At 62.4% G+C, this 26,514-nt stretch carries 28 protein-coding genes; 11 read left to right on the top strand and 17 right to left on the bottom strand.

Annotation, left to right across the window (positions count from 1 at the left end):
- Positions 1-132: 132 nt before the first annotated feature.
- The gene (locus tag AC0L28_RS19810; RefSeq protein ID WP_287290205.1) at positions 133-1,653 is read right to left on the bottom strand and encodes a PRC-barrel domain-containing protein; all 1,521 of its coding nucleotides are present in this window, start codon (positions 1,651-1,653) and stop codon (positions 133-135) included.
- 284 nt (positions 1,654-1,937) lie between these two features.
- On the opposite strand from AC0L28_RS19810, the gene AC0L28_RS19805 reads away from it, so the two are divergent.
- A complete protein-coding gene (locus AC0L28_RS19805; RefSeq protein WP_236368819.1) occupies positions 1,938-2,858 on the top strand; it encodes a diacylglycerol/lipid kinase family protein in 921 nt (306 codons plus the stop codon).
- A 29-nt stretch (positions 2,859-2,887) separates the two neighbouring features.
- Here AC0L28_RS19805 and AC0L28_RS19800 read toward each other — a convergent pair whose 3' ends face one another.
- A complete protein-coding gene (locus AC0L28_RS19800) occupies positions 2,888-3,088 on the bottom strand; it encodes a hypothetical protein (RefSeq protein WP_023797117.1) in 201 nt (66 codons plus the stop codon).
- Positions 3,089-3,269: 181 nt separating this feature from the next.
- Here AC0L28_RS19800 and AC0L28_RS19795 point away from each other — a divergent pair, with 181 nt between their 5' ends.
- Positions 3,270-4,802 carry a sensor histidine kinase gene (locus AC0L28_RS19795; RefSeq protein WP_473479723.1) on the top strand — a complete coding sequence of 511 codons (1,533 nt, stop codon included), beginning with the start codon at positions 3,270-3,272 and terminating at the stop codon, positions 4,800-4,802.
- A gap of 109 nt (positions 4,803-4,911) precedes the next feature.
- Here AC0L28_RS19795 and AC0L28_RS19790 read toward each other — a convergent pair whose 3' ends face one another.
- The 3 genes from AC0L28_RS19790 to AC0L28_RS19780 form a co-directional block, all read right to left on the bottom strand.
- Positions 4,912-5,376 carry a hypothetical protein gene (locus AC0L28_RS19790; RefSeq protein ID WP_091593224.1) on the bottom strand — a complete coding sequence of 155 codons (465 nt, stop codon included), beginning with the start codon at positions 5,374-5,376 and terminating at the stop codon, positions 4,912-4,914.
- An 11-nt stretch (positions 5,377-5,387) separates the two neighbouring features.
- On the bottom strand, positions 5,388-5,714 hold the full coding sequence (locus tag AC0L28_RS19785; RefSeq protein ID WP_419694974.1) for an ElaB/YgaM/YqjD family protein: 327 nt from the start codon (positions 5,712-5,714) through the stop codon (positions 5,388-5,390).
- A 126-nt stretch (positions 5,715-5,840) separates the two neighbouring features.
- On the bottom strand, positions 5,841-6,602 hold the full coding sequence (locus AC0L28_RS19780) for a Crp/Fnr family transcriptional regulator (protein WP_473479719.1): 762 nt from the start codon (positions 6,600-6,602) through the stop codon (positions 5,841-5,843).
- A 276-nt stretch (positions 6,603-6,878) separates the two neighbouring features.
- On the opposite strand from AC0L28_RS19780, the gene AC0L28_RS19775 reads away from it, so the two are divergent.
- Positions 6,879-7,199 (top strand): response regulator, encoded by a 321-nt coding sequence (locus AC0L28_RS19775; protein WP_473479880.1) that lies wholly within the window; start codon positions 6,879-6,881, stop codon positions 7,197-7,199.
- A gap of 68 nt (positions 7,200-7,267) precedes the next feature.
- Here the strand turns inward: AC0L28_RS19775 and AC0L28_RS19770 are convergent, their stop codons facing one another.
- Both AC0L28_RS19770 and AC0L28_RS19765 read right to left on the bottom strand, forming a co-directional pair.
- Positions 7,268-7,819: an RNA polymerase sigma factor gene (locus AC0L28_RS19770; protein WP_023797110.1), complete on the bottom strand. Its 552-nt coding sequence runs from the start codon at positions 7,817-7,819 to the stop codon at positions 7,268-7,270.
- 3 nt (positions 7,820-7,822) lie between these two features.
- Positions 7,823-8,020 carry a NepR family anti-sigma factor gene (locus AC0L28_RS19765; protein WP_027153467.1) on the bottom strand — a complete coding sequence of 66 codons (198 nt, stop codon included), beginning with the start codon at positions 8,018-8,020 and terminating at the stop codon, positions 7,823-7,825.
- A 236-nt stretch (positions 8,021-8,256) separates the two neighbouring features.
- Between AC0L28_RS19765 and AC0L28_RS19760 the strand changes: the two genes are divergently transcribed.
- The 6 genes from AC0L28_RS19760 (at position 8,257) to AC0L28_RS19735 (ending at position 11,892) form a co-directional block, all read left to right on the top strand.
- A complete protein-coding gene (locus tag AC0L28_RS19760; protein WP_023797108.1) occupies positions 8,257-9,051 on the top strand; it encodes a response regulator in 795 nt (264 codons plus the stop codon).
- Between the two features lie 228 nt (positions 9,052-9,279).
- On the top strand, positions 9,280-9,447 hold the full coding sequence (locus tag AC0L28_RS19755; RefSeq protein ID WP_023797107.1) for a DUF1328 domain-containing protein: 168 nt from the start codon (positions 9,280-9,282) through the stop codon (positions 9,445-9,447).
- Between the two features lie 149 nt (positions 9,448-9,596).
- Positions 9,597-10,676 (top strand): sensor histidine kinase, encoded by a 1,080-nt coding sequence (locus tag AC0L28_RS19750; protein ID WP_023797106.1) that lies wholly within the window; start codon positions 9,597-9,599, stop codon positions 10,674-10,676.
- 178 nt (positions 10,677-10,854) lie between these two features.
- Positions 10,855-11,037 carry a hypothetical protein gene (locus tag AC0L28_RS19745; RefSeq protein WP_287259259.1) on the top strand — a complete coding sequence of 61 codons (183 nt, stop codon included), beginning with the start codon at positions 10,855-10,857 and terminating at the stop codon, positions 11,035-11,037.
- Positions 11,038-11,241: 204 nt separating this feature from the next.
- On the top strand, positions 11,242-11,568 hold the full coding sequence (locus AC0L28_RS19740) for a hypothetical protein (RefSeq protein WP_023797104.1): 327 nt from the start codon (positions 11,242-11,244) through the stop codon (positions 11,566-11,568).
- An 81-nt stretch (positions 11,569-11,649) separates the two neighbouring features.
- Positions 11,650-11,892, top strand: coding sequence for a YtxH domain-containing protein (locus tag AC0L28_RS19735; protein WP_473479712.1), 243 nt, complete (start codon positions 11,650-11,652; stop codon positions 11,890-11,892).
- Between the two features lie 124 nt (positions 11,893-12,016).
- On the opposite strand, the gene AC0L28_RS19730 is transcribed toward AC0L28_RS19735, so the two are convergent.
- The 4 genes from AC0L28_RS19730 to xylF all read right to left on the bottom strand — a co-directional run bounded on the left by AC0L28_RS19730 (position 12,017) and on the right by xylF (position 17,162).
- Positions 12,017-13,660 carry a CHASE domain-containing protein gene (locus AC0L28_RS19730; RefSeq protein WP_023797102.1) on the bottom strand — a complete coding sequence of 548 codons (1,644 nt, stop codon included), beginning with the start codon at positions 13,658-13,660 and terminating at the stop codon, positions 12,017-12,019.
- A gap of 113 nt (positions 13,661-13,773) precedes the next feature.
- Complete coding sequence (locus AC0L28_RS19725; protein ID WP_236368827.1) at positions 13,774-14,568, bottom strand: ATP-binding cassette domain-containing protein; 795 nt, start codon at positions 14,566-14,568, stop codon at positions 13,774-13,776.
- Between the two features lie 93 nt (positions 14,569-14,661).
- Positions 14,662-15,981 (bottom strand): sugar ABC transporter permease, encoded by a 1,320-nt coding sequence (locus AC0L28_RS19720; RefSeq protein ID WP_287259261.1) that lies wholly within the window; start codon positions 15,979-15,981, stop codon positions 14,662-14,664.
- A gap of 140 nt (positions 15,982-16,121) precedes the next feature.
- Positions 16,122-17,162 carry a D-xylose ABC transporter substrate-binding protein gene (gene xylF, locus AC0L28_RS19715; protein WP_091593248.1) on the bottom strand — a complete coding sequence of 347 codons (1,041 nt, stop codon included), beginning with the start codon at positions 17,160-17,162 and terminating at the stop codon, positions 16,122-16,124.
- A 265-nt stretch (positions 17,163-17,427) separates the two neighbouring features.
- On the opposite strand from xylF, the gene AC0L28_RS19710 reads away from it, so the two are divergent.
- The gene (locus tag AC0L28_RS19710; RefSeq protein WP_473479707.1) at positions 17,428-18,675 is read left to right on the top strand and encodes an ROK family protein; all 1,248 of its coding nucleotides are present in this window, start codon (positions 17,428-17,430) and stop codon (positions 18,673-18,675) included.
- 167 nt (positions 18,676-18,842) lie between these two features.
- Here AC0L28_RS19710 and phoB read toward each other — a convergent pair whose 3' ends face one another.
- From phoB to AC0L28_RS19680, 6 genes are all read right to left on the bottom strand, one after another.
- Complete coding sequence (phoB, locus tag AC0L28_RS19705; protein WP_031254097.1) at positions 18,843-19,532, bottom strand: phosphate regulon transcriptional regulator PhoB; 690 nt, start codon at positions 19,530-19,532, stop codon at positions 18,843-18,845.
- Between the two features lie 16 nt (positions 19,533-19,548).
- Positions 19,549-20,256 (bottom strand): phosphate signaling complex protein PhoU, encoded by a 708-nt coding sequence (gene phoU, locus AC0L28_RS19700; protein ID WP_023797095.1) that lies wholly within the window; start codon positions 20,254-20,256, stop codon positions 19,549-19,551.
- A gap of 35 nt (positions 20,257-20,291) precedes the next feature.
- A complete protein-coding gene (pstB, locus tag AC0L28_RS19695; RefSeq protein WP_023797094.1) occupies positions 20,292-21,107 on the bottom strand; it encodes a phosphate ABC transporter ATP-binding protein PstB in 816 nt (271 codons plus the stop codon).
- 12 nt (positions 21,108-21,119) lie between these two features.
- Positions 21,120-22,733, bottom strand: coding sequence for a phosphate ABC transporter permease PstA (pstA, locus tag AC0L28_RS19690; protein WP_023797093.1), 1,614 nt, complete (start codon positions 22,731-22,733; stop codon positions 21,120-21,122).
- The gene (gene pstC, locus AC0L28_RS19685) at positions 22,726-24,114 is read right to left on the bottom strand and encodes a phosphate ABC transporter permease subunit PstC (RefSeq protein ID WP_023797092.1); all 1,389 of its coding nucleotides are present in this window, start codon (positions 24,112-24,114) and stop codon (positions 22,726-22,728) included. The genes pstA and pstC overlap by 8 nt, the downstream gene beginning before the upstream one ends.
- Before the next feature lie 120 nt (positions 24,115-24,234).
- Positions 24,235-25,239, bottom strand: coding sequence for a PstS family phosphate ABC transporter substrate-binding protein (locus AC0L28_RS19680; RefSeq protein ID WP_023797091.1), 1,005 nt, complete (start codon positions 25,237-25,239; stop codon positions 24,235-24,237).
- A 776-nt stretch (positions 25,240-26,015) separates the two neighbouring features.
- Here AC0L28_RS19680 and AC0L28_RS19675 point away from each other — a divergent pair.
- The gene (locus AC0L28_RS19675; protein ID WP_473479701.1) at positions 26,016-26,378 is read left to right on the top strand and encodes a hypothetical protein; all 363 of its coding nucleotides are present in this window, start codon (positions 26,016-26,018) and stop codon (positions 26,376-26,378) included.
- Positions 26,379-26,514 lie beyond the last annotated feature (136 nt).

Raw genomic sequence — 26,514 nt, 5'->3', positions numbered from 1 at the left:
TCTATCTGTCGCTGGCGCTTGCCTAACTCACCGAGTTGGGCGTGGGCGGCCAGGTCGCCGGCCTCCCCCCTTACCAACCATCAAACGGCCCGCGCGGTTGCGGGCGCGGGCCTCTTTCATCGTTGACGCAAGCTAGCGCATCATCATGCGCTGGGTGTCGCGGTTTTGCGCATATGTGGCCTTGTCATAGGGGGCCTGCGCCTCGAGCTGCTCCTTGGTGAAGTTCGTGTAGAGATAGCGATTGCCATCCTTGTCGGTCATGAATTTAAGGTTGTCCATGCCGATCGCCACTTCCTTCTCGCCAACGCCGAGGAAACCGCCGACGTCGATGATGACGGCGTCGACCTTCTTGTCGCCGGTCAGCACGACGTCACCAATCTCACCGACGTTGACATCGTTGGCGCCATAGACGGTGGTTCCAACCAAATCCTCGGAGCGGATTTCGTTGATCGGCATTTCGGTCAGCGCCGACTTGTCGATCGCCGCGGTCTTCGTCTGGTCGGGGGTTGCGTCAGGCGTTGCTGCAGCCGGAGCCTCGGCTGTCTTGTCCGCCGGTGCCGGAGCAGCCGGGTCTGGCGTCGTCGCCGGAGCCTCGGCTGTCTTGTCCATTGGAGCCGGAGCAGCCGGGTCTGGCGTCGTCGCCGGAGCCTCGGCTGTCTTGTCCATTGGAGCCGGAGCAGCGGGTTCAGGCGTTGCCGCCGGAGCTTCCGCAGTCTTCTCCGCCGGGGCTGGAGCCGCAGTGACAGCAGGGGTGGTGGTCACTGGCGCCGGCGTCGCCGCGTCGGTCGATGCGGTTGTCGCCGGGGCGGGATCATAGGGCTCGCGGTCGAACTCCGGCAGCGCCTCCAGGTCTTCCTTCGTGGTCTCGGCGACCAGCCAGCGGTCGCCGTCCCTCTCCGCCCACTTGGCCTTGTCGAATTGATAGGCGACATTCTTTTCGCCAACCTCGAGGAAGCCGCCGACGCCAATGATCAGCGACTCGGCCTTGCCATCCTTGGCCAGAACGATGTCGTTCACGTCGCCGATGTTTTGAGCGTCGTCGCCAGTGCCGTTATAGACGGTTTCGCCGATGATATTCGTGGCAAGGTTGCCGTCGGCACTCTTCACAGGTTCGGCCGGAGCTGCGGCGCTATCGGCTGGAGCCGCCGGAGCATTCTGCGCCGTTGTATCCGTCGAGGTCGATGGAGCGGGAGCCGTAGCCGTGGTGTCGGTGGCCGCAGGAGCCGGATCATAGGGCTTGCGATCGAAGTCCGGCTGAGCCGTCAACTCATCTTTTGTGGTTTCGGCAATCAGCCAGCGGTCGCCATTCCGTTCGGCCCATTGCAGCTTGTTGTAGTCGAAAGCGACATTCTTGGCACCGACGCCAAGAAAGCCGCCGACGCCGATGACGACGGATTTCGCCTGACCGTTTTCATCGAAGACGACATCACTGACCTCACCGATGTTCTCGGCATCGTCGCCGGTGCCGTTATAGACGGATTCACCAATGATATTGGTCATCAGGCTGCCCTCGGCCCGCGCAACGGGAGCCGCCGGAGCGGTCTCCTGGACCGCCGGGTCCTGGGTGGGCGCCGGTGTTGTGGCTTCCTGCGCATACGCACCGGTCGCAATCAACGCTGCCAGTGCGGTGGTGGATAAAAGGGTGCGGATCATCGTAATCCTCCTCGTGCGTTATCTCTGGCCGCGAGCAGGGGAGATCGGTCGCGGCGTTACACATTCACAACGTCGTGACCGCGCCGTTGTTCCGACACCAGGGCGAGCGTTGTGAAAAAACCACCTGAATCGCGCTCAATTATGCGTTTGGCCGGGTGAGATTGGCTCCTGTATTTTCGTTAGAGCTGCGGAACTTTTTTTCAACCGCCCCGTTTCGGCCCATGGCTCGGTCTGTTGCGGCCGATGATTATCCAATGGTAGCCAAGAAAAATCGGAGCGGGGGAATGCGATTTGCGGCGGTGCTGAACCAGGAGGGCGGCACTCTGCGAACGGTTGATCTCTCCGCCTTCACCGACCGAATGCGCCAGACATTGGAGGCAGCAGGCCACTGCATCGATATCGAAATCGTTGCCGGCAGGGACATTGTCGCAACGCTGGACCGCATCGCTTCCAGGCACAGTGTCGACATTGTGCTGGCCGGTGGCGGCGACGGCACCATTTCGGCCGCGGCGGCTCGGTTGATGGGCAGCAAGAAAGCGCTTGCCATTTTACCGGCTGGCACGATGAACCTGTTCGCGCGCGGGCTCGGCATTCCACAAACCCTTGACGCGGCCGTGAAATCCTTTGCCGACGGTGAGGTTATTGCAGTCGATATGGCAACCGCCAACGGCAAGCCATTCGTGCATCAATTCTCGATCGGCATGCATGCCAGGATGGTCCAGCTTCGCCAAGCCATGGAGTATGGCTCGCGGTTGGGAAAGATGCGGGCCTCGGCAAAGGCTGCCTGGGCGGCGATCAACAACCCTTCGGCGATGAAGGTGACGCTGACCATCGGCGAGGCCGAGATCGTGACGCGCACCACCGGTATCGGCATCACCAACAATCTGTTCGGTGAGGGTCATCTGCCCTATGCCGACAATCCCGCCGGCGGCGTGCTCGGCATCTATGTCACGGTGGCGCGGCGGCGTGGCGAACTGGTCAGGGTCCTCTTCGACATGGCGCGCGGCAAATGGCGCGACAGCGAGCATGTGGAGATCCACCAGGCTGACCGGGCCGTTTTGAAACTCCACTCGGCTGCGAAGAAATTTCGCGCCGTCATGGATGGCGAACTGGTCAGGCTTGACCGCGAAACGACGATCGAAATTCATCCTGGTGCGCTGAACGTTCTCGTCCCGGCGCGCGCCGTCCAAGCGAGGGCAGCGTGATGCATCCCGGCACAGTCGATCGGAAGGCTTCAGCCTCTGGGAATCTCGCCCTGCTCGTTCCTGGGAAGCTCGCCCTGTTCGGTTGTCGGCGTCCGGTCTATCATGTTGCCGTAGATCTCGGCGATGCCCCAGGCGATAAACGCCAAGAGCAGCGCAGCGATCAAGATACGGAAGGTGTGCCACCCCCAGCGTCCCTGCCGGGCTTTGTCTTCAGGAACGATCTTGGGCATGATCGGCCTCCATTTCGGTTGGCGCTGGCATTTCGTTTGGCGCTGGCATGTCGGTTGGCGCTGGCGGCGCGGCTGGCAAAATGTGGTTGGGTAACGGTTCCTCAGGGCGAAGGTTCCGGTTTCAGGGCCCGGCAACTGGGCCCGGCGCGGATGGCTGCAAGCCGATGCATCTGGGGGACTTGTGGATAGCAGGGTAGTGACAAAGCCGAATCTGCCGGTCGATGTCCTTAGCGTGGTAACGGCGCAGGATCGGCTTGCCGTGCTCCATGATCTCGATGCAATCGACACGGCGGCCGATCCTGACTTCGACACTATCAGTGGGCTCGCCGCCGCGGTGATGCAAACACCTGTCGCGCTGGTGACGCTCGTCGATGTCGAGCGGCAGTGGTTCAAGTCCTGTGTCGGCCTGGACGAGACCGAGGCCGCGACCGATACATCCTTCTGCGCCCACACCATTGCTGCCGGCGACCAGCCGATGGTGGTGACGGATGCGACCATGGATTCACGCTTCAACGCCAGCCCGCTGGTCACTGGCGAGCATCATTTCCGTTTCTATGCGGGTGCGGCGATTGTGGTGGCCGGTGCCCGGATCGGCACGCTCTGCGTGCTCGACCGGAGGCCGCGCGGGTCGCCGTCTGCCGCCCAGCTCGAACAATTGACGGCGCTCGCCAGCCTCGCTGCCAGCCTGTTCGCATTGAAGGACGCCACCCGCAACGCCGCCAGCGCCGCTGCGGCACTGGCGCGCGAGGAAAAGCGGCGCGGCATTGCGCTCGATGCCGCATCGCTCGCGAGCTGGGCATGGGATATCCATAGCGATATGATCGAATGCGATGCCCGATTGTCCGAGCTGTTCGACCTGCCGCGCTCGACCCGGCTGAGAGCACGCGATATCCTCGCCGCCATCGACCCGCGTGACGCCTACCAGACCGAGACGCGCTTTCGCGACGTGCTGAGCGGCGGCGACGATTATTTTGGCGAATACCGCGTCAAGGGCTTCAGCCCGCCGCGCTGGCTCGCTACGCGCGGCCGGGTCATCGAGCGTGACGGCGACGGCAAGCCGACGCTGATCTTCGGCGTCAACTACGACATCACCGAACGCAAGCTCGGCGATGAGCGGCAGCGGCTGTTGCTGCGCGAGCTGAACCATCGCGTCAAGAACACGCTGGCCACCGTCCAGGCGCTGGCGACGCAGACAGTTCGCCATGCCCGCCAGCCGAGGGATTTCCTCGACGCCTTCAGCGCCAGGCTTCAGGCGCTGGGCGCCGCCCACAGCCTGCTGTCCGACCGCGAGTGGCGCGGCATTGGCATCCGCGAACTCGTGCAGATCGAGGTCAAGCCGTTCGACACCGCCGATCAGCCGCGCATGACGATCTCAGGCGCCGATCTGCTGCTTTCGCCTGACCAGGCAGTCGGGCTTGGCCTGATCCTGCATGAACTGGCCAGCAACGCGCTGCAACACGGAGCGCTGTCGGCGGCCTCGGGCAAGGTCGATCTCGACTGGAAGGCACAGGAGCGAAGAGGCGCTCGGCGCCTGGTGCTGACCTGGCGCGAAAGCGGCGGGCCTGAAGTTGCCTCGCCCGAACGCCACGGCTTCGGCTCGATCCTGATCCGCCGCAGCCTGGCCAAGGTCATCTCCAGTGAAGTGACCCACGAATTCCGGCCGGAAGGCGTATTCGCCGAAATATCGTTGCCGCTGGAGGATCTGCCGAAGTGACGGCTCGACCATGGATCTCGAACCAAAGGTCCATGTCAGGGATAAAGTGGAACCCGGTTTTTCGGATCATTGCCAACACGATGCCAACCCGAAGAAGAATCACTTCGAGCTATTTCGCTTCGCCGGCATCCGGATCGTCGGCATCGGGCTTTGTGTTCTCGCGGTAGATGGCGTAGGCGGCGAGTGCAATCGCCGGGGCGAGTATCGTGCCCAAGCCGCCTTTCCCCTTGAGTAGCGCCGGCAGCACGGCGAGCGCGGCGGTGATGCCGACCGCCTTCATATCGGCATTGCGCCTCCGCGCCCGGCGTCGGGCGCGCGCACCAGCCGACAGCTGATGGATGAGCAGGAGGAGCCCTGCGATCAGCAGGAAGCCGACCCCGAAACCAAGGCAGGCTGCCATCGGCCCATAGCGACCCGCCACCCAGACATAGGCCGCTCCGACGAGGAAACCGAGGCCGCACAGTGCGGCAAGTGCTGCGAGCGCATAGACGATTGCAGCCGTGCGCGCGCGGCGCACGGCTGCAACGACTTCACCCGAGGCAAGAGCCGAGATCAACGATGCCAGCATTCCCATCTGGGCTGAGACTAGCGGCGTGCGAGAAGCGCAAACAGAAAGCCGACGCCTGCCGCGATTGCCAGCGACGTGACCGGTTTTTCGCGCACGCTCGCCACCACTTGAGCTTCGATATCCTTGGCGTTGCTACGCATATTTTCAAAGGCTGCTTCGCCTTGGGAGCGCAATTGCTCGACCCCTTCCGCAGCAACCCGACGAGCAGCCCCGTAACCGTGTTGGCCGGTCTCGGCCAGCTGTTCGGTGAGTTTCTGAATGTCGACTTTCAGCTGCCTGATGTCGTCTTCAAGGTCCGAATTCGGCCGGCTTTCGTTCGGGGACTTTCCTGCGGCAGTCGCCATTGCTTGACTCCTTGCGTTTGCTCGGGTCGAAACGTTCGACCCACCCCAAGGTTCCGAAATCGGAACAACTGCCATGAAAGGGTGTTTACGCAGCCGAGTCCAGCCCGGCACGTCTCCGCTAGCCGCTCAGATCAGCGGTCGGCGACCTTCGCTCAACCCTTCCCAGCGGGCGAGGTCCTTGAGCCTTTCGTTGTCGACCACCTCGCAGCCGCCGTCGCGCCAGAAGATAAGCTTGCGATCGATCAGCTTGCGGATCGTCTTGTTGGTGTGGACCAGCGACAGGCCGAGCGTATCGGCGAGGTGCTGCTGGGTGATCGGAATCTGCACGGGCGTCCTGCCGTTCAACCCGACCACCCTGGCGCGAGTGGAGATGAAGGCGATGAGATAGGCAGCACGCTCGAGCGCGGTGCGTCTGCCGATACTGAGCAGGTTCTCGTCCAGCATGCGCTCCTCTCGCGCGGCGATCCAGGTGATGTCGTAGGCGAGGCCCGGATGGCTGCGGTAGAGTTCGGGAAGGGCCTCCCGCTCGAAGAGGCAGAGCAGCATCGGCGACAGCGCTTCGACGGAGTGCTGCATTTCGCCCATCAGACTGCCTTGCAGACCGATGAGATCGCCTGGCATGGAATAATTCAGAATCTGCCGGCGGCCATCCGACAGCAATTTGTAGCGGAAAGCCCAACCCGACAGCACTGTATACAGATGGGCACTGCGGCTTCCCTCAACCAGAACCGTGTCGCCCTTGTCGACGGCCAGTTCGCCCTTCTTGAAGCCATTGACGAAGACGAGTTCCTGCTTCTCGAACGCCCGGAACGCCGGCAATGGCCGCAGTGGGCAGTTCTCGCATGAATACCGGCGGACGGACAAGGAACGGCCGTTCTGGCCAGACATTTCTATCCCTCTTCGAAGCCCTCGTCCGGAGGGCGCCCTCTCCGGAGGACGATAGCAAACGCCCTGCCGGCGTCGAAGTTCCGCCATCTGCGGCGGCATGTCTTTTTTAAATGACAGGATGCGAAATAACTTTAAATGACAGGAAGCCAAATAGGGATCATGACTCCTCTATCCCTTGCGCTCCCTGTTCCCTGCGCCCCACGGAGACATTGCCACGTGCCCCCATTGCTGGACGGATTGCGGATTCTAGTTCTGGAGGATGAATTCCTGATCGCCATGGATGTCGAGCAGCTTTGCCGCGACTATGGCGCCGGCGATGTGGTCGTCGCCCGCGATCTGGCTGAGGTCGATCGGCAGAGCATTGCCTCGCGATTCGACGCGGCCATCGTCGACCTCATGCTAGGCGGCACTTCGACACTCGATTTCGCTTCGCGGCTGCGCGAATCGGGCGTGCCTTTCGTCTTCGCCTCGGGCTATTCCGACATGGACGAAATCAAGGTGACATTTCCCGATGTCAGATTGGTCACCAAGCCCTATTCGGGAGACGATCTCGTGGAGGCAGTGGCGTCGGCGTGCGGGCGCAGACCTGTTGTTTGATGTCCGGTTGTGTGATGTCCGCAAACCGGAGCCCGATTACCAGGTCCGACATTACCGGTGATCCGTATTCAGGCGGCGTTCGACCCCGTCACCTGAGCCGAGATAGCATCCGGGCCAAACTCGTCGTCGCCGGAAATCTTCAGGATTTCCTGCAGCCGCGTGCGGGCGCGGCTGACGCGGCTCTTGATCGTTCCGACCGCACAGCCGCAAATTTCGGCGGCTTCCTCGTAGGAAAAGCCCGACGCGCCGATGAGGATGATGGCTTCGCGCTGGTCCTCTGGCAATTGCTCGAGCGCGCTCCGAAAGTCCTTGAGGTCAAGCTGGCCGTGCTGGGCCGGATGGACGGCCAGTCTGGCGGTCATGATGCCGTCGCTATCCTGCACCTCGCGGCCGCGCTTGCGCATCTGCGAATAGAATTCGTTGCGCAGGATGGTGAACAGCCATGCCTTGAGATTGGTGCCCGGCTCGAAGCTCTCATGCTTGTCCCACGCCTTCACCAGCGTTTCCTGGACCAGATCGTCGGCCTTGTCGGCGTTTTGCGTCAACGACACGGCAAAGGCCCGCAGGCTCGGAATCGAGGCGAGCAGATCCGTCTTGAAGCTCTGGGAGACGGCCGCCATGCCTCAGTCCTTTTTCCGTGCAGGTTGGGCCTGTTCCAACTGGCTGAGCAATTGGGCGAAGCGATCCGGCACGCTGTCGGAGACCAGCTCGTCGTAATATTGTTTGAGTTTGCGGCCGATTTCCGAGTTTGGCCCGAGCGGGTCGCCGGAAGCAGCCCGGCGCCTGTTCGTTGCAGCGCCAGCCGTGTTGTCTTTCCTCATGTCGCCATTTCGCCCTTTGTTCCCAGTACCCTGCCGCCCTTCAATACACGACGCAAAGCAAGCGGCCCCCTCGTCTGGTTGCCAGTCCCGATCTCAAACGCCTTCCGCTTACATTAGTTCCAAGCCCTCGGAACTTTTTCGGAAAGCCGGCGTTTATGTTTTCAGGGTTTATTTTCGGGGCTTGTCATCAGCTTGGCCTGCAACCTATGCAATTACGTCAGAGGGAGACGTCTATCATGAGCCTATCCGCAACCATCGCTCCACACCTGCCGTTCCTGCGCCGCTTTTCGCGGGCCGTCTCCGGATCGCAGGAGAGTGGCGACGCGCTGGTCGCCGCGATGCTCGAAGCCATCATCGCCGACGTCGACATCTTTCCGAACGCGTCGAACGACCGCATCGCGCTCTACAAGGTCTTCGCCAGGCTGTTCACTTCGGTCGCCATACGCGTTCCGCAAGAACACCCGCAGTCGGCGTGGGAACAGCGCGCCGCCGCCAATCTGAACGCGATCTCACCCCGTCCGCGCCAGGCCTTCCTGCTGGTCGCCGTCGAAGGTTTCAGCGAAGACGAGGCGGCGGAGATCCTCGACGTCGACGATCAGGAGTTTTCCGAGCTTCTTGCCGAGGCCAGCAACGAGATTTCCCGCCAGGTGGCAACCGATGTGCTGATCATCGAGGACGAGCCGCTGATCGCCATGGACATCGAGCAAATGGTCGAGAGCCTGGGGCATCGCGTTGTCGGAACGGCGCGTACCCATGCCGAGGCGGTGGCGATGTTCGCCAAGACGCGGCCGAAGATGGTGCTGGCCGACATCCAGCTTGCCGACGGCAGCTCGGGCATCGAAGCGGTCAACGAGATCCTGTCGACCACCCCGGTGCCGGTGATCTTCATCACCGCTTTTCCCGAGCGCCTGCTGACCGGCGAGCGGCCGGAGCCGGCCTTCCTCGTCACCAAGCCGTTCAATCCGGAGATGGTCAAGGCCCTGATCAGCCAGGCGCTGTTCTTCGACCGGCATGCGAAAGCCGCTGCATAGGCCGGGCAGCCCGGCCGTGAGCGCCCCTTTCCACAGTTCCACTGATCGCCCGTTTTCCACAGATGAGTAATGCTGGCCGCTTGCGGCCGGCGACCGTCACTTGCAATTCACCTGCGCATGACGATCCAATTCCATGGGAAAGCTTTCCAGGGATCGTCTTTTTCGGGAAATGCTGGAACAAACGGCAGCGAAAGACGTTTTTGGCATACTATTTGAAGGAGATGGACCATGCTTTACTGGGCCCTCGTATTTCTCGTCGTTGCGATCATTGCAGGCGCTCTTGGCTTTGGCGGAATCGCCGGCACCTCGGCTGGTATAGCGCAGATATTGTTTTTCATCTTTCTCGCTTTCCTGATCATTTCGCTTATTGCGGGCTTGTTCAAACGCGCGTCGTGAACTGCGATCGAACACTGGGAGCCGCACCCCTCAAGCGGTTTCCAGCTACCGCCGGGCGGTGTCCTTAGCAGGACGTCGCTCGGCGGACTCTTTTTGGAACCCAATTTTCCGTCAGCCGTTCAGCCTGCATTGGGCGGGTGAAGTGACCGATGCAATCCAGAGCCGGAGACATGAAAGACAGCGGACGGAGTGATGAGATCATCGCTTTGCAGTCCGCTGAGAGTGGAATGCAGGTTGGCCGGGCCCTTCTCCATGCACTGCACAATGCCGGTATTTCGGTTCTCTATCAGGATCGCGAGATGAAAACCGTCTGGGCCCGCAACATGCGCCCGCCCTGGATTGCCGACACGGGGATTTCCGGCACGGGGGTTTCCGACACGGGGGGTTCCGACACGGGCGACGGCATCGGCATCCTGCCGCTTGCGCAGGAGGAGCGCATCGGCGCGGCCAAACGCAAGGTCGTCGCATCCGGCAATCCGGAACATCTTGAGTTCAGCATTCCGGCCGACGATGGCGTCCGCTGGTTCCAAATATGGGTGGACGCGGATCATGACGACGGCGGTGCCGTGCAGGGCGTCGTCACCACCATGGTCGAAACGACCGAGCAGAAACGTCGCGAGCAAACCCTGAAGACGCTGCTGCGCGAGGTCAGCCACCGTTCGAAGAACCTTTTGGCGATCATCCAGAGCATCGCCACCCAGACCAGCCGTTATTCGGACACGCTCAGTGATTTCCTGACGCGCTTTCGCGGCCGGCTGCAGTCGCTTGCCTCATCCCAGGACCTGGTGACCTCGTCCAACTGGCGGGGAGCGGCACTGCGCGAACTGGTGTCCGGCCAGGTCGGCCGCTATGGCGCCGACCCAGTGCGCAGCCTGCGTTTTCGCGGTGCAAACCCATACCTCAATCCCAATGCGGCCCTGCATATCGGCTTGGCCATGCACGAGCTTGCCGTCAATTCTGTCAGCTACGGCGCTCTGTCGCGAGCCGACGGCTTCGTCGAGGTGACGGCCGATCTGACGGCCGCTGCCGCTGGCGAGACCGCGCTGTCGCTGACATGGGCCGAGGCCATCGGAGCCAATGACAATCAGCCCAGCGAGAAGCGCTTTGGCAGCGTCGCGCTCGAGCGCGTCGTGCCTGCGTCGTTGAACGGCACGGCGAAACTTGAAATCAGCGGGGATCGTCTCGAATACCATCTCGTCGTTCCTCGCAGCAATTTCGAGACGGATTGAACGGGCAACAGCCGAGCCCAAGAGAACTGGCCGAGGGGGTTGGGGCCAAGAGGGGTGGGGATTGATACCAGCCGCGCCGGCTTTAACCATCTGTTCACCATAAGGTTCGATGCTGTTTTTCTCAGGCACCACTCCGCACGACGTTTTCGATCGCAGTTTGCTGCGCACTACGGGAGAAATGGCTTTGACGATTGCCGACATCAACAGGCTGGAACAGGCCGCACGCGTTTCGATGAGCGGGTTTCAGGATCTCGAAGCATCCGCAATGCGGTCGCCCCGTGATTCCCTGCCGATTCCCGGCCTCGCCGCAATCGGGCTAGCTGCAGTGGTCGTCCTGGCCGCCGCGTTCCAGTTGGTCTGATGCATTCGCGCAGAAGTAAGCCCCTCGGGCCTGAACCAAGGGTATGCAGCGGTTTTGCGATAACAATTTAAAGCAAAGCGTCGGACGCAAAGCGGCCGGCGGCTCGTGCTTGCCTGATGTCGGCCTGTTCTCCATGTTCGCGCGGGCCTGTATCGCCGGAACTTTGGCGGATGTGGCCCGTTCTATCGCGGGAGGACCGTCGCCATGGAACATATCGCTGCCGTGCTGCTGGTCATCGGCTGTTCGAACACGATGACCGAGTGCCGCGAACTGCCCGTATCGGTGAGCGTTTTCGAAACCGCTCAGGAGTGCACCGCGGCGCGTCCGTTTGCCATGGGCGATGTGCAGGGTCAGGCTCCGCGCATCATTGCCAAATGCCTTTCCGTCGATCCGGCACTAGAGGATGACTACGACCGGATCGTCTGGAACGTACGCCCGGACGGCACTCTCGACGCTTCCGTGGAGATTTCCGACCTCGAGCTTGCCTCGAGCGGCGCGCGCCCCGAAAAAGATTCTCTTAGCCAACAATGAAATCGAGCAGGGCAAAACACTTTTTCGCGTGATAAATGACGGGCGGAGCTACAAGTGAGGACAAAGGCGAGGAGTGACCCTATGCGGAAGATGATTATTGCCATTGTTGCCGCAATCGCGGTCAGCGGTTGCAGCACCACCGAACAGGATGTCGGCGTCGGCGCCGGTGTCGGCGCTCTGGCCGGCGGCCTGATTGACGGCGGCAAGGGTGCGCTGGTGGGCGCAGCCATCGGTGCCGGTACCGGCCTGCTGGTGCGCAACCTGCGCAATGGCTATTGCCAGTACCGCGACAACCGTGGCCGTCTGTTTACGGCTCGCTGCTGATCCGTTTCAAACGCAAGAGGCATTGGAAGCGGAGAACGGACGAGCCGGTCTCTGTTTACATGGGTGCTTCATTTGGGGCGCTTTATTTGGGCGCTTTCGAAAACGGCCGGTTTGCGGCAGCGTTTCAGTCCGACAGCGGGATCCTTATTTCCACGCTTAGCCCGCTATCGTGAAAATCGCGATTGATCGTACCGCGCAATTCGCGCGTCACGTTCAGATCGATCAGCTTGGTGCCAAAACCTGTTTTGACCGGTGGTTCGAGCTTCTTCTTGCCGGCTTCGCGCCAATTGAGAACCAGCGTTCGGTCGCTCCTGTGGCCTTCGACCGACCAGTCGACCTTGAGCGACCAGTCGCCGTTCCTGGTAATGGCCGAATTGCCGGTTTCGCCATATTTTAGCGCGTTCGTCGCCAGTTCGTGAAAGGTCAGGCCGAGCGCTTGCGTCGTCGTCTCGTCGAGCAACACCTCTGGCCCCGACAATATCCCGTCAGGAAGCTCCTTGCCGAACACCTGGCCAAGCTCGATGCGCAAGAGATCGCCAAGATCGGCCTTCTGCCAGCGCGAGCGCGTCAGCATGTCCTGAGAAGCCGCCATCGCTTGCAGCCGGGCCGAAAAAGAAGACGAGAACTCGTGGACGTCGGTGGCATGCGATGCCGTCTGGCGCGCGATCGCCAGCACCCGCGTGATCGAGTTCTTGATGCGGTGCTTCATCTCCTGCAGCATCAGGTCTTTTTCGAGCAGGCTCTTTTCCGTCGTCTCATGAAGCAGCGAGACCGCGTCATAGGCCCGCTCCTGATAGCGGGCCACCAGCGCGATGGTGCCCGCGAGCAGCAGCCCGAACAGGCCGAGCATCACCGGAATGGCGCGCGAGGACGGTTGCGAGAAGGCGCTTGTCGGCCTGAACAGGACGGTCCATGGACGTCCGGCGATGGTGAGTTCGCGAGAAACCAGCAACCTGTCGCCGAAGCCCGACGCCGGCGGCGTTTCCGACTGGAACAAAAGATGGTCGGCATCCACCTTGCCGTCATAGATTTCGATGTTGACCGGCAGCAGCGGCGTCCGGCTGAGCGCGGTCTGGAACAGGTCGCGGGCGCGGAACGCCGCATAAAGCAAGCCTGTTGTCGAGGATCTGGACGCATCGATGCCGTCCGCCGCGGTTTCGATGTTGAGCCGCACGAAAACCAGGAAGCCGGTGAAGGTCTGCGCAGCACCTGTTTCCTGGCCTAGCTGCACGCGCCCGCTCGCGTGCTGCTGGTTGTCGGCCATCGCCCTTTCGATCGCCTCGCGCCGCACCGGTTCGGTGAACATGTCGTAGCCGATGCCGGATTGATTGGAAGGGTCCAGCGGCTCGAACAGCGTGATGGGCGCACGCCATGGCAGCGTCGTCGTGGCCGGATAGATCGCATCGCTGACGCCATAGTCGTGCAGGATAGCACGCTCGACCGCTGCCTCGTCGCCGGCTCTCACCAGCCGGAGAAAGCCGATGCCGCGCAGGCCGGCGAAATTGTCGTTGATACCCAGCGCATCGAAGAACGCCTTGAACTCGCCCCGCGAAATGTCACCATTGCGAGCCTCGAACAGCGCATGTGTCGATCGCAGCAGTGACAGATGCAGGTCGATGCGGCTATCGATCCGGTTGAGGGCGTCGTCCGCCGTCGCCTCGAATTTGATGCGCGCCGCTTCCTGGGTGGCGAAATAGGCGAATCCCGCCATTGTCAGGCTGATCAGCGCGACGGCAATGAACGCGACGATCGGGAAGAACTTCTTCAAATTGCTGCTGCGACCCATGGTTTCCCATCTTATGGGCAAGTCCCCGTGGCAACACAATGGCGCGGCCAAACCATCATGACGGCTGGCATATCACGTGACAGGTATTTGACGCTTCAGGCGGCGATCTTCAGCGCGCCTGGCCCCGGTATGGCGCCTGGCGGACACTTGCCCAGGATGATCATGCCGAGCACCTCGTCCTGGGTCACGTCGCCGGTGCGCGCCGTGCCAACGACCCGGCCATTCTTCATGACGCAGACGCGGTCGGCAAGCTCGAACACATCGTGGATGTCATGGCTGATCAGGAAGATGCCGATGCCGTCGGCCTTGAGCTGCATGACCAGTTCGCCGACCTGCGCCGTTTCCTGCGGTCCCAGCGCCGCCGTCGGCTCATCCATGATCAGGATGCGGGCGTTGAACAGGATGGCGCGCGCGATCGCCACCGACTGCCGCTGGCCGCCCGAAAGCTTGACCACCGGCTCCTTGAATCGCTGGAAGCGGGGATTGAGCCTGCCCATCACCTTGCGCGCCTCGGCCTCCATGGCGCCATCGTCGAGCGTGCCCCAGCCGGTCATCAGCTCGCGGCCGAGGAACAGGTTGGCGGCGGCGTCGACATTGTCGGCGAGCGCCAGCGTCTGGTAGATCGTCTCGATGCCGTATTTCTTGGCGTCGCGCGGATTGGCGATCGAAGCCTCCTCGCCATTGACGAAGATCTGGCCCGAATCGCGCTTGTAGGCACCGGACAGGATCTTGATCAGCGTCGACTTTCCCGCACCGTTGTGGCCGAGCAGCGCCACGACCTCGCCCGGGAAAAGGTCGATCGACGCATCGTCGACGGCGCGAATGCCGCCGAAGGCAATCGAGATGTTGCGCATATCGATCAGTGGCGTGGGAGCAGTCGTGTCAGCCATGATCGTTCCTTTCCATGGTTTTGCCGAGCATGATGCTGGACCGAAACGGATGTCCACTTTTCGCTGACGCGGACCTTCGGCTCGGGATCATGCTCAGACCCGCTTGCGGTAGACTGTGTCGAGCCAGACGGCGACGACCAGCACGGCGCCGACGACGACGCTCTGAAGCGGCGAATCGATGCCGAGCAACACCATGCCGGACTGCAGCGACTGCATCAGAAGCGCGCCCAGCATGGCGCCGAGCACCGTGCCGGAGCCGCCGGCCAGCGACGTGCCGCCGATGACGGCTGCTGCGATGACCAAGAGTTCGTCCAGCGTGCCCAGCGCATTGGTCGCCGCATTGAGGCGGGCCGAAGCAATTGCCGCGCTGATCGCGGCCAGAACGCCCATGATCATGAACACTTTCATGGTCACCCAGCGCGTGTTGATGCCGGCGAGTTCCGCCGCTTCCGGGTTGCCGCCGATGGCAAAGACGTAGCGGCCGAAACGGGTGCGCCGGGTGATGAAGGTCATGACGATGCCGACTGCGACCGCGATCAGCACCGGTATGGCGATGCCATGGGCGATGAACAGCCCGCCTTCGGGGATGGTGATGCCGTTCCGCTGGGCGTATTGGCGCACGATGCCGATCGGCCAGGGATAGGAATTGGCGATCCAGACGGCGCCGAGGATGGCGGCGCAGGCGACAACACCAAGCAGGCTCTCCGCCCAGACCGGGCGCAACGGAAACTTGAAGCGCTTGCGCTGCGACCGGCCGTTGAGCAGCATCAAGGCGACGGCCACACAGGCGAGAATGCCGACGATCCAGCTCGCGGTCGCCCCGATCGAGCCACGCGGCCCGCCACCCATCAGCTGGAACGTGGCATCGAGCGGCGCGACGGTGCGCCCGCTCGTCATCAGCCACGCCATGCCGCGCCAGATCAGCAGGCCGCCCAGCGTCACGATGAAGGCCGGAACCTCGAGATAGGCGATAATGAAGCCCTGAAGCGCGCCGATCATGAGGCCGAGCGCCACGCCGGCAGCCAGTGCGATGACCCATATCCAGGGATTTCCAAGCTGGAATCCGATGACGCGGATGAGGAATTCTGCCTGCGCAACGCCCATCACCATGCCGATGACGCCTTCGACGGAGCCGACCGAAAGATCGATGTTGCGCATCACGATGACCAGCACCATGCCGGTCGCCATGATCGCGACCGAGGAAGTCTGCACCGACAGGTTCCAGAGATTGCGCGGCGTGAGGAACAGCCCGCCCGACAGGATGTGGATTCCAACCCAGATGATCAGCAGCGCGCCGACCATGCCGAGCATGCGTATGTCGAGCTCGGTCGCCTTGAGGAAGCGGCCGAAGGGGCTGAGCTCGGATTCACGCGCCCGATCAGCAACCGGCGTGTTGGAAGTCGTGTCGGTCATGATGTCCTCCCACCGTTGCCGTCTGCCGCGGATGCCGGAAGCAGCTTAGAAATTACCCGCGAGACGCGGAAAAACAACTCTTTTGAAAAAAACGCCGCGGCGTGAAGCCGCGGCGTTTCAGGTTTTTTGGCGAAGGCGGATCAGTTGCAGACCGGGACGGTGCCCGCCGCCACGCCGGCGCAGACCTCTTCCTGCTTGATCCAGCCGGCGTCGATGACGACGTTGAGATTGTCCCTGGTGATGGCAATCGGCGTCAGGAACAGCGACTTGACGACATTGCCGCCCGGCGTGGTGAAATCCTTGACGCCGGCAATGTCTGTCATCGGCTTGCCGTCGGCCAGCTGCGAGGCGATCTCGGCGGCGTTCTTGCCGAGCTCGCGCGCGTCTTTCCACACCGATACGGTCTGTGTGCCGAGCGCGATACGGTTCAGCGCGGCATGGTCGCCGTCCTGGCCCGAAACCGGGACGGATCCGGCCAGGCCTTGCGCCGTCAGCGCCGCGACGACGCCACCGGCGGTGCCGTCATTGGCGGCAACCACCGCATCGACCTTGTTGTCGTTGGCGGTCAGGAACTGTTCCATGTTCTTCTGGGCGTTGGCGGGAAGCCAGCCGTCCGTATAAGCCTCGCCGACATTCTTGATCTTGCCGCTGTCGATGGCATCCTTGAGCACTTCCATGGAGCCGGCGAACAGGAAATCGGCATTAGGGTCGGCGCCCGAGCCCTTGATGAAGACGTAATTGCCTTCCGGCGCCACCTTGAACACTTCGCGGGCCTGCATGCGGCCGACTTCCTGGTTGTCGAAGGTCAGATAGAAGACGTCCTTGTTCTCGATCAGCCGGTCATAGCCGACGACCGGGATGCCTTCGTCCAGCGCCTTCTGCACCGCCGGACCGATGGCCGAGGCATCCTGCGCAAGGATGATCAGCGCGTTGGCGCCCTGCGAGATCAGGCTTTCGACGTCGGTCAGCTGCTTGCCGGGATTGGACTGTGCGTCGGCGGAGATATATTTGTCGCCGGCGGCCTCGATCGCCGCCTTCATGGCGGCTTCGTCGGTCTTCCAACGCTCTTCCTGGAAGTTCGACCACGAAACGCCAATGACCTTGTCCTTGGCCTGCGCGGCCGACGCGAGCGTCAGCGACATGGCGACCCCCGCCAGAATGGCGGCTGCGAATCTCTTCATGATATTCCTCCCTGCGCCGCGTAGGGCGCGACCAACTGGCCCGAAGGCCGGCACAAAGGCTCTATTTTTTCGAGCCTCGAAAAAATACTGGTCCAACGCCGAAGCACTGTCAACACCAATTCTGATGGATTTTGACGTCCTGTCGGGCTTTTTTTCGAGGCTCGGAATAAATAATGACAGCCCCTTCTGCTTCTGCCAGTATTTGTCCGACATACCGACGGCTTCCGATTCATGAGCGGCCGCGGCGATGAGGAGGAAACAAAAAATGTCGGTGGGAATCCGTCATGACGATCTGCGCCGGCGCAACAGGGCGATGGTGATTTCGGCCGTGCGCCGGGCAGGCCAGCCGTCGCGGACCGAGATCGCCGCGACTACCGGCCTCAGCCATTCGACCATATCGGCGATCTCTGCCGACCTGATCCAGGAAGGCATCCTGGCCGAGAGCAAGGCGAGCGAGACGGTTTCGCTGAAACGCGGCCGGCCGCAGGTCGGCCTCAGCCTCAATCCGCAAGCCGCTGCGGTGTTGGCCGTCGTGTTGTCGCTGAATTTCCTGTCGGTCGCCGTCATCGATTATGCCGGACAAGTGGTCGCCGAGGAACAGCGCCGGCTGGACACGCTGACCATGTCGCGTGACGCGCTGATCGGCGAATGTGTCGCCATCGTCCGGCGCCGGCTCGAAGATCCCGACCTCGATGTCCAAAGCGTCGCCCGCATCGCGCTGGCGATCCAGGGCATCACCGATTCCCATGCGCGCGCCATGTTGTGGTCACCGATCACGCCGCAGACGAACATCGCCTTCGCCGACATTCTGGAACGCGAGTTCGGCATCCCGGCCATCATGGAGAACGACTGCAACATGATGGCCGTGGCGCTGCGCTGGCGCCACCCGGATCGCTACCGCGACGATTTCATCGCCATCCTGCTCTCGCACGGCATCGGTATGGGGCTGGTGCTGAAGGGCGAGCTGTTCACCGGCACCCACTCCTCAGGCGGCGAATTCGGCCACATGATCCATCGGCCGGGCGGCGCGCTTTGCCGCTGCGGGCGGCGCGGCTGCGTCGAGGCTTATGCCGGCAACTACGCCATCTGGCGCAACGCAAGGCTGTTGAGCGAGAACGCCGAGCCGGTCGCCGATGTCAGCGACGCCGAGATGCGGGCACTGGCGGCCCGGGCGCGCGAGACGGACGGACCGGAGCGCGAAGCCTACCGCAAGGCCGGCGAGGCGCTCGGCTTCGGGCTCGGCAGCCTGTTTGCGCTGATCGATCCGGCGCCGGTGGCCATGGTCGGCGCCAGCGCTGCCGCCTTCGACCTGATCGAGCCGGCCCTGCGCGAGGCCATCGCCCAGACCGCCGGCGGCCAGCATTCGGGTTTGATTTCCTTCGACACCGAGCCGAACGAGCTGCCGCTGATCCGCGAAGGTTGCGCCATGCGGGCGCTAAGCTTCGTCGACCAGGAGATTTTCGCGCCGAGCATCCAGGCACGAGCCGGCTCGGTCGGAAAGAACGTGGCTTGAAGGATTCCCGGGTCGCGACTTGGGGTGTGTTGAGGTTCAGGTCAGGCCGAGTCGAGAATGGCGGGTTCCGAGAACCGGAGCGGAGCGTACTCTTGGATGAGATGAGCACCGGAAGCGCAGGTATCAGCCGTTCGCAGGCCGGCATCACCTGAATATCAGCACATCCCCTAGTCTTCCCTGATCGCATAGCCCGCGCCGCGGATGGTGCGGATGACATCGGGCATGCGACCATTGTTGACCGCCTTGCGCAACCGGCCGACATGGACGTCCACCGTGCGCTCGTCGATGTAGATCGTCTCGCCCCAGACATTGTCGAGCAACTGGCTGCGCGAGAAGACCCGGCCCGGGTGGCGCATCATGAATTCGAGCAGCCGGAATTCGGTCGGCCCGAGCCGGATCTCGCTCTTCTTGCGATAGACCCGGTGCGATTCACGATCGAGCATGATGTCGCCGACCTTGAGCACGCTGGACAACACTTCCGGCTTGGCGCGGCGCAGCAACGCCTTGACCCTGGCCATGAATTCCGGTGTCGAGAACGGCTTGACCAGATAGTCGTCGGCTCCGGTCGAAAGGCCGCGCACCCGGTCGCTCTCCTCGCCGCGCGCGGTCAGCATGATGATCGGCAGCCGCTCGGTTTCGGGGCGCACCCGAAGCCGCCGGCAAAGCTCGATGCCGGAAACCGCCGGCACCATCCAGTCGAGCACCAAAAGATCGGGCACGTTTTCCTGCAGCCGGATTTCGGCCTCGTCGCCGCGCGTCACCACCTCGACCTGATAGCCTTCGGATTCCAGATTATAACGGAGGAGGACGCCCAGCGGCTCTTCATCCTCCACCACCATGATGCGCGGCGCGATCATCGGCCGGTCACTCCTGTCATGTCGCCGGCGCCGACATCGTCGTTTCGTCGAGCTTCGGGCGATCCGCCGGCAATTGCTGCCCGGTCACGACAAAGTAGGCGTTTTCGGCGATGTTGGTGACGTGATCGCCGATACGCTCGAGATTCTTGGCGCAGAACAGAAGGTGCGTGCAGGCGGTGATGTTGCGCGGATCCTCCATCATGTAGGTCAGGAGCTCGCGAAAAACCGCCGTGTATTTCACGTCGATCTTCTGGTCGTCGGCGCGCAGTTCCTTCAACGCGCCGGCATCGCGCGACACATAGTGCTCGACCACGCCGCGCAGCTGCACAAGAACGAGGTCCGCCATCGCGTCGATACCGTGCGACAGATTACGCGGCGTCGCGCTCTGCCCGACTGCGCTGACCCGCTTGGCTATGTTCTTGGCCAGATCGCCGATGCGCTCGAGATCGCCCGCCATGCGGATTGCGCCAACCACGGCGCGCAGATCCTGCGCCATCGGCTGCCGCTTGGCGATCAGCGTGATGGCGCTGTCATCGAGTTCGCGCTGCCTCGCATCCATGATGGCGTCGTCCGAGACGACGCGCTGCGCCATCGCATTGTCCGACGCAAGCAACGCGCGGATCGAGGCCGCGACCATTGCGGCGGCGAGCTCGTCCATGTCGCGGATCAGCCGGTCGATGTGCTCCAGTTCCTCGTCGAAAGATGCGACGGTGTGTTCACCCATGGTGCTGTCCTCGTGTTCGAAATTCGCCGGACCGCTCAGCCGAACCGGCCGGTGATGTAGTCCTGGGTGCGCTTGTCGTCGGGGTTGGTGAACATCTTGTCGGTCGCGCCCTCCTCGACCAGATAGCCGAGATGGAACATCGCCGTGCGTTGCGACACGCGCGCCGCCTGCTGCATCGAATGGGTGACGATGACGATCGTATAGTTCTGGCGCAGTTCGTCGATCAGTTCCTCGACGCGGGCGGTGGCGATCGGATCGAGCGCCGAACAGGGCTCGTCCATCAGGATCACTTCCGGCGACACCGCGATGGCGCGCGCGATGCACAGGCGCTGCTGCTGTCCGCCGGACAGTCCGGTACCCGACTCGAGCAGGCGATCCTTGACCTCGTTGAACAGGCCGGCCTTCTTCAGGCTCGATTCGACGATGCCGTCCAACTCGGCCTTGCTCCTGGCCAGGCCGTGGATGCGCGGACCGTAGGCGACGTTTTCGTAGATCGACTTCGGAAACGGATTCGGCTTCTGGAATACCATGCCGACGCGAGCTCGCAGCTCGACGACATCGATTTTCGGATCGTAGACGTCCTCGCCGTCGAGCGTGATCTTGCCGCTCACCCGCGCGATATCGATGGTGTCGTTCATTCGGTTCAGGCAACGCAGGAACGTCGACTTGCCGCAGCCCGATGGCCCGATCAACGCCGTCACCTGATGCTCGCGGACATCGAGATCGACGTCGAACAGAGCTCGCTTCTCGCCGTAGTGAACAGAGACCTTTTCGCCCTTCATCTTGATCGAAGGGGCGTTGGTTGCGCTGCTCAGTTTCTGCTCGACGCCGGCTTCCGTCATGATGTTCATATCCTCTACTCCTTACCAGCGCCGCTCGAAGCGCCTGCGCAGTATCACCGCGATGGCGTTCATGATGACCAAAAACACCAGCAAAATCAAAATCGCCGCCGAAGTCTTCTGCTGGAACCCCGCTTCCGGGAAATCCGCCCACATGAAAATCTGCACCGGCAGGATCGTCGCGGGATCGGTGAAGCCGCCGGGAATGTCGACGATGAAGGCGACCATGCCGATCATCAGCAACGGCGCGGTTTCGCCGAGCGCATGCGCCATTCCGAGGATGGTGCCGGTCATGATGCCCGGCATCGCCAGTGGCAGGACGTGATGGAATACGGTCTGGACCTTGGACGCTCCGATGCCAAGCGCCGCCTCGCGGATCGAAGGCGGCACGGCGCGCAGCGAAGCGCGCGAGGCGATAATGATGATCGGCAGGGTCATCAGCGCCAGCACCATGCCGCCGACCACCGGGGCTGAGCGCGGCATGCCGAAGAAATTCAGGAATACGGCAAGTCCAAGCAGGCCGAAGACGATCGAAGGCACCGCCGCCAGATTGTTGATATTCACTTCGATCATCGTCGTCAGCCGGTTCTTGGGCGCAAATTCCTCAAGATAGATCGCCGCTGAAACGCCGATCGGGAAGGCGATTGCGAGGGTTACGATCATGGTCAGGAACGATCCGACGACCGCGCCCCAGACACCAGCCAATTCCGGCTCGCGGCTTGCGCCGGTGAAGAAGAAGATCGAGTTGAACCGGCTTTCGATCAGGCCGGCGCTCTTCAGCGTGTCGAGCCAGACGATCACCTTGTCCGAAATCTTTCGCGATGCTTCCGGCGTCTCGATGACGCGCAGGAATGCCTGGCCGCTCGCGGCGGGCGCCGTGCTGTCCAGCGCCTCGATCACCGTGCCTTTTGCGATCACCGTGCCGTTGGCCGCAGACGACAGCGAGGTCAGCTTGACCGTGCCGCCATTGAACGCGACCAGCAGCGACGACGCGCCGCTCGTCAGCGTAAACATGCCGTTTTCGCCCTCGGTCGCACCATGGCCGCGCGCCAGCGCCAGCATGGCATCGTCGCCGAAGGTCAGATCGATGTCGCCGCTGGTTTCCGAAGGCGTGACGCTTGTCGAAATCGCTTCGTCCGAACCGACGTCGGCAAGCAAACCCTTGAGATAGAGGTCGGCAAAATCGTCAACTGGAACCGCATAGTCCACCGTTCCTCCGAGCATCCCCGGATCAGCCGCAATATCCTTGCGCAGGAACACGCCTGTGCCGGTGGAAATCAGCCCGCGCAGAAGGCGCTTGTCCTGGCGGCTCTTCACATCCGGAAATTTTGCCGTAAGCGCTTCCTGAGCGATGGCGTCGTAGTTCACTTCGTCGAGTTTCGCCGGGTCGACCTTGGCCGCTGAAAGATCGATCGGCAGCGTCACATAGTTCTGCCGCAGCGCCGGAATCGCCTGCGTGACGATCGTCGACAGGAGCAGCACAAGGAACAAGCCGGCCAACGCGACAGCTGCGGCGCCGAGCCATTTGAACCATTTTTCCGTGCGGTAGCGGCCCTTCAGCCGCGCCTTCGCGGCATCGTCGGTATGAACGCTGACCGGCCGTCCGACGCCGCCGAATGACGAGATCGCATCAGTCATATTGCTCTCGGTATTTCTGGACGACGCGCAAAGCGACGATGTTGAGGGTAAGCGTGATGCAGAACAGCACCAGGCCGAGTGCGAAGGCTGCAAGCGTCTTGGCGCTGTCGAACTCCTGGTCGCCCACAAGCAGTGTCACGATCTGCACGGTCACGGTGGTGACCGCTTCGAGCGGATTTGCCGTGAGGTTTGCCGCCAGCCCCGCCGCCATGACTACGATCATCGTTTCGCCGATTGCGCGGCTGACGGCAAGCAGCATCGCCGAAACGATGCCCGGAAGGGCAGCGGGAAGGACCACCTTGCGGATGGTTTCCGACTTGGTCGCGCCGAGGCCCGCGGAACCGTCTCTCAGGGATTGCGGAACGGCGTTGATCACATCGTCGGAAAGCGAGGAAACGAAGGGAATGATCATGATACCCATGACCACGCCTGCGGCGAGCGCGGATTCAGACGCGACGTTGAGGCCCAGGCTTTCGCCGATACCGCGGAAGTAGGGCGCAACCGTCAGCGCGGCGAAGAAGCCGTAGACGACGGTCGGAATGCCGGCGAGGATTTCCAGAACCGGCTTTGCGACCGCGCGGACGCTTTTGGAGGCGTAATCCGAAAGGTAGATCGCAGCCATCAGCCCGATAGGCGCAGCCACCAGCATGGCGATGAAGGTGATGAGCAACGTGCCGGCAAAGAGCGGCACCATGCCAAAAATGTCCTCGTTGACCGCCCCGGCCTCCGCTCCCGCGCCGGTGAAGGCGCTCTGCGGCGACCAATGCGTGCCGAACAGGAACTTGTAGAACGGCACCTGTTGGAAGAACCGCAGCGACTCGAAGATCAGCGACAGGACGATGCCGATCGTCGTCAGGATCGCGACCACCGAACAGGCGATCAAGAATGCGCGAAGAACGCGCTCGACCACGTGGCGCGCCCGGTAGGCCTGTGCGATGCGTGAATAGGCCCAGTAAAATCCGGACGCGGAAAGCACGAGCGCGACGGTCCAGATGATCCAGGTGCTGGTCGCATGGACCGATTTGTAGAGCGCGGCGGCCGCCTCTTTCGTTGGATCGGCAAAGCCGACAAGCCCGCCAAAGGCCATCGCGCGAGCGTCGCGGATGAAAGCTTCGACCTGCGGGACGCCCATTCCCGACAACTCGGAGGAGAAGCGGTCGGTAACGATCGACGATTCAATTCCTGGCGTCACCAGCGACCACAACACGATCGCAAGCAGCGCGGGACCGGCAGCAAAAAGCGCCAGAAACATGCCATGCTGGCCAGGCAGCGAATGCAGTCGCGCGACGTTGCCATTGACGCTGGCAATGGCGCGGGTCCGGCCGAGCCAATAGGCAGCAGCGGCCAGAACCACCAGAAGAACAACGAGATAACCGACCATGATTCGGGACGTCCCCTCGACCGCCGGTCATTCACCGGCTCAAAGCACGGGACCTATGGTCCCGCGCTTTGTGCTCTAGGATATGAGGGGTCAGAGCGGTACGCTCGGACCCCCGAAACATCAGGAGCCCATGCCCTTCAGGGCCTTGGCGTTTTCGGCCGACTTGGCGCGCTCGGCGTCCGGCAGCGGGATCAGGCCCTTGTCGGCCAGATAACCATCAGGACCCCATGCAGCCTCCGAGGTGTACTCGGCGATGAACTCCTGCATGCCGGGGATGACGCCGACATGCTCTTTTTTGGCATAGACAAAGAGCGAGCGGGAAACGCCGTAATCGCCGGATGCGATGTTCTCGAAAGTCGGCTCGACGCCATCGACCTTGTGGCCCTGCAGCTTGTCGGCGTTCTGGTCAAGGAACGAGAAGCCAAAGACGCCGAAGGCGTTGGGGTTGGCTTCCAGCTTCTGGACGATCAGATTGTCGTTTTCGCCGGCCTCGACAAAAGCGCCGTCTTCGCGGATCTCGCCGCAGCCCTTTTCATTAGCCGCCTTCACTTCTTCCTGGCAGGCCGCATCCATGACGAGCTCGACGAATGCATCGCGCGTGCCGGAAGTCGGCGGCGGGCCAAGCACCTCGATCTTTGTCGCGGGAAGCGATGCATCGACATCCGACCAGTTCTTGTAGGGGTTGGGGACGACCTTGCCGTCAACAGCGACGTTCTTGGCGAGCGCCTTGAAAACCTGTTCCTTGGTCAGATCGACGACAGTCCCTGCCTTCGAGTTGGCCAGTACGATGCCGTCGAAGCCCACCTTGATCTCGACCGGCGTCACGCCGTTTGCCTTGCAGGTTTTAAGCTCGCTATCCTTAATGGCGCGCGAGGCATTGGTGAAGTCGGCGGTATTTTCGCCGACGCCCTGGCAAAACAGCTTCATGCCGCCGCCGGTGCCAGTCGACTCGACAACCGGGGTCTTGATCTTTCCGCTCTGGCCGAGCTTTTCAGCGACAGCCGTCGTGAAGGGGAACACTGTGGACGAACCAACGATTTGAATCTGGTCGCGCGCGGCGGCATAACCAGCCGACGCGGCGAGCGCAAGCGCCGCGGCCGACGCCGTAAGGAGGAATTTCTTCATGTGGCCTGCTCCTGTTCGGAAAAATGGTCTCTCGGCGCCATTCCTTCGGCGCCCGCTGAGGCCATAGCCCCCGATTATTACAGTCACATGACAGTTTGATGTCAGCCCGGTAACCGCCGCACAGCCCTGTCCAAAAGGAAGGGCCGCGGGTCTCGCCGGTACAGCCGTGGTTTGCCGCTGGAATCAGCAGCTTGCGCGAATTGCGGCCGGCATTTGCCTGGACGGGCGAACAATTGGCGCCGAAAAAGAAAATCCGGGCGGGAGCGCGTTGCATGCGGCCAAGGAGGTCATGGCCGTGCCATCGCCGAAGCAGGTCCGTTGGGGTAAATCTGACCCTGCTTCTTGCCGGCGGTCGCTGCTCCCGCCCGTAACTGGAGGAGCGGAACTCGAATGCGCTTATTGTTCCAACCGGACGCATGCTTTGGTATGGTGCGATCGCACCATAGTCTTGTCGCAAAGCGTCGCCGAATCGGCTGGACCCGATAGGCCGACGTGGCTATCCCGCGCTGGATTTCCCGTCCGCGGACCTTTTCGAGCAAGGCGCCCCTTGGCTAATGGGCTTAGGGCTGATGGGCTTGGGCAGGCAATCGTCCATGCCCGACCCCCAATCGCGCCAAAGTCGCGCCAGGGACGCTGCGGCACTTTGATTTTTGCGCATGATCCCCAGCGAAATCGATTCCGATTCTCCGGGTCATGCGCTAGCCTTGCCCGCAGTGTATTCCGACGGTTGTCGGTAGAACCGAAGCCGCGTTATAGATCCCGCAAGGGTGTTGCCGATGTTGCGACGGATCCTGCCTTTTTTCGTGTGCCCGATGCTGCTGCTAGGGGGCGGCTGCTCGCGCAGCTACGACGGCACCGTCGTCATTCCAAGGCCGCTCGATGTCCGGCGGTTCTGGGACCGGCCGCCGCAGCAGGCGCAAGCCGGACGGCCTCAGTTGCTGCAGACCGATATCTTTCCTGCGGCGCCCGAAACGCCTGAAACAGCGGCGGCCCGCAAAATCGACACCTCCGCGGCGCCGAGAAGGAAAATCGCCAGGATTGCCAAACAGCCGCCGACGCCGTCATCCGAGCCGGCGAAACCGCTCACCTGCAGGAACGTCAGCCAACCCGGAAAACGGGTCCGCATGGTCTGCGAATAGCCAGCCGGCATTCAAGCGCTAGCAGCTAAAAAGATGCGCCGCCTTGAAAACGTTGCTGAGCAGCTGCCGCAGCGGTTCGGTCAGACGCGCAGGCCGAGAGCATGAGCCGACCTGGTGGGTTTCGGGCTGCCTGATC

This window comes from Mesorhizobium sp. WSM4847 (genome assembly GCF_055811335.1).
Note: the sequence above shows the minus strand (reverse complement) of the source record. Positions and strands in the feature narration are given on the sequence as shown.

Bases quoted from the DNA above. Each gene is read 5' to 3' on its own strand.
- AC0L28_RS19810 (WP_287290205.1), bottom strand. From the start codon at position 1,653: ATGATCCGCACCCTTTTATCCACCACCGCACTGGCAGCGTTGATTGCG.
- AC0L28_RS19805 (WP_236368819.1), top strand. From the start codon at position 1,938: ATGCGATTTGCGGCGGTGCTGAACCAGGAGGGCGGCACTCTGCGAACG.
- AC0L28_RS19800 (WP_023797117.1), bottom strand. From the start codon at position 3,088: ATGCCCAAGATCGTTCCTGAAGACAAAGCCCGGCAGGGACGCTGGGGG.
- AC0L28_RS19790 (WP_091593224.1), bottom strand. From the start codon at position 5,376: ATGGGAATGCTGGCATCGTTGATCTCGGCTCTTGCCTCGGGTGAAGTC.
- AC0L28_RS19785 (WP_419694974.1), bottom strand. From the start codon at position 5,714: ATGGCGACTGCCGCAGGAAAGTCCCCGAACGAAAGCCGGCCGAATTCG.
- AC0L28_RS19780 (WP_473479719.1), bottom strand. From the start codon at position 6,602: ATGTCTGGCCAGAACGGCCGTTCCTTGTCCGTCCGCCGGTATTCATGC.
- AC0L28_RS19775 (WP_473479880.1), top strand. From the start codon at position 6,879: ATGGATGTCGAGCAGCTTTGCCGCGACTATGGCGCCGGCGATGTGGTC.
- AC0L28_RS19770 (WP_023797110.1), bottom strand. From the start codon at position 7,819: ATGGCGGCCGTCTCCCAGAGCTTCAAGACGGATCTGCTCGCCTCGATT.
- AC0L28_RS19765 (WP_027153467.1), bottom strand. From the start codon at position 8,020: ATGAGGAAAGACAACACGGCTGGCGCTGCAACGAACAGGCGCCGGGCT.
- AC0L28_RS19760 (WP_023797108.1), top strand. From the start codon at position 8,257: ATGAGCCTATCCGCAACCATCGCTCCACACCTGCCGTTCCTGCGCCGC.
- AC0L28_RS19755 (WP_023797107.1), top strand. From the start codon at position 9,280: ATGCTTTACTGGGCCCTCGTATTTCTCGTCGTTGCGATCATTGCAGGC.
- AC0L28_RS19750 (WP_023797106.1), top strand. From the start codon at position 9,597: ATGCAATCCAGAGCCGGAGACATGAAAGACAGCGGACGGAGTGATGAG.
- AC0L28_RS19745 (WP_287259259.1), top strand. From the start codon at position 10,855: ATGGCTTTGACGATTGCCGACATCAACAGGCTGGAACAGGCCGCACGC.
- AC0L28_RS19740 (WP_023797104.1), top strand. From the start codon at position 11,242: ATGGAACATATCGCTGCCGTGCTGCTGGTCATCGGCTGTTCGAACACG.
- AC0L28_RS19735 (WP_473479712.1), top strand. From the start codon at position 11,650: ATGCGGAAGATGATTATTGCCATTGTTGCCGCAATCGCGGTCAGCGGT.
- AC0L28_RS19725 (WP_236368827.1), bottom strand. From the start codon at position 14,568: ATGGCTGACACGACTGCTCCCACGCCACTGATCGATATGCGCAACATC.
- AC0L28_RS19720 (WP_287259261.1), bottom strand. From the start codon at position 15,981: ATGACCGACACGACTTCCAACACGCCGGTTGCTGATCGGGCGCGTGAA.
- xylF (WP_091593248.1), bottom strand. From the start codon at position 17,162: ATGAAGAGATTCGCAGCCGCCATTCTGGCGGGGGTCGCCATGTCGCTG.
- AC0L28_RS19710 (WP_473479707.1), top strand. From the start codon at position 17,428: ATGTCGGTGGGAATCCGTCATGACGATCTGCGCCGGCGCAACAGGGCG.
- phoB (WP_031254097.1), bottom strand. From the start codon at position 19,532: ATGATCGCGCCGCGCATCATGGTGGTGGAGGATGAAGAGCCGCTGGGC.
- phoU (WP_023797095.1), bottom strand. From the start codon at position 20,256: ATGGGTGAACACACCGTCGCATCTTTCGACGAGGAACTGGAGCACATC.
- pstB (WP_023797094.1), bottom strand. From the start codon at position 21,107: ATGAACATCATGACGGAAGCCGGCGTCGAGCAGAAACTGAGCAGCGCA.
- pstA (WP_023797093.1), bottom strand. From the start codon at position 22,733: ATGACTGATGCGATCTCGTCATTCGGCGGCGTCGGACGGCCGGTCAGC.
- pstC (WP_023797092.1), bottom strand. From the start codon at position 24,114: ATGGTCGGTTATCTCGTTGTTCTTCTGGTGGTTCTGGCCGCTGCTGCC.
- AC0L28_RS19680 (WP_023797091.1), bottom strand. From the start codon at position 25,239: ATGAAGAAATTCCTCCTTACGGCGTCGGCCGCGGCGCTTGCGCTCGCC.
- AC0L28_RS19675 (WP_473479701.1), top strand. From the start codon at position 26,016: ATGTTGCGACGGATCCTGCCTTTTTTCGTGTGCCCGATGCTGCTGCTA.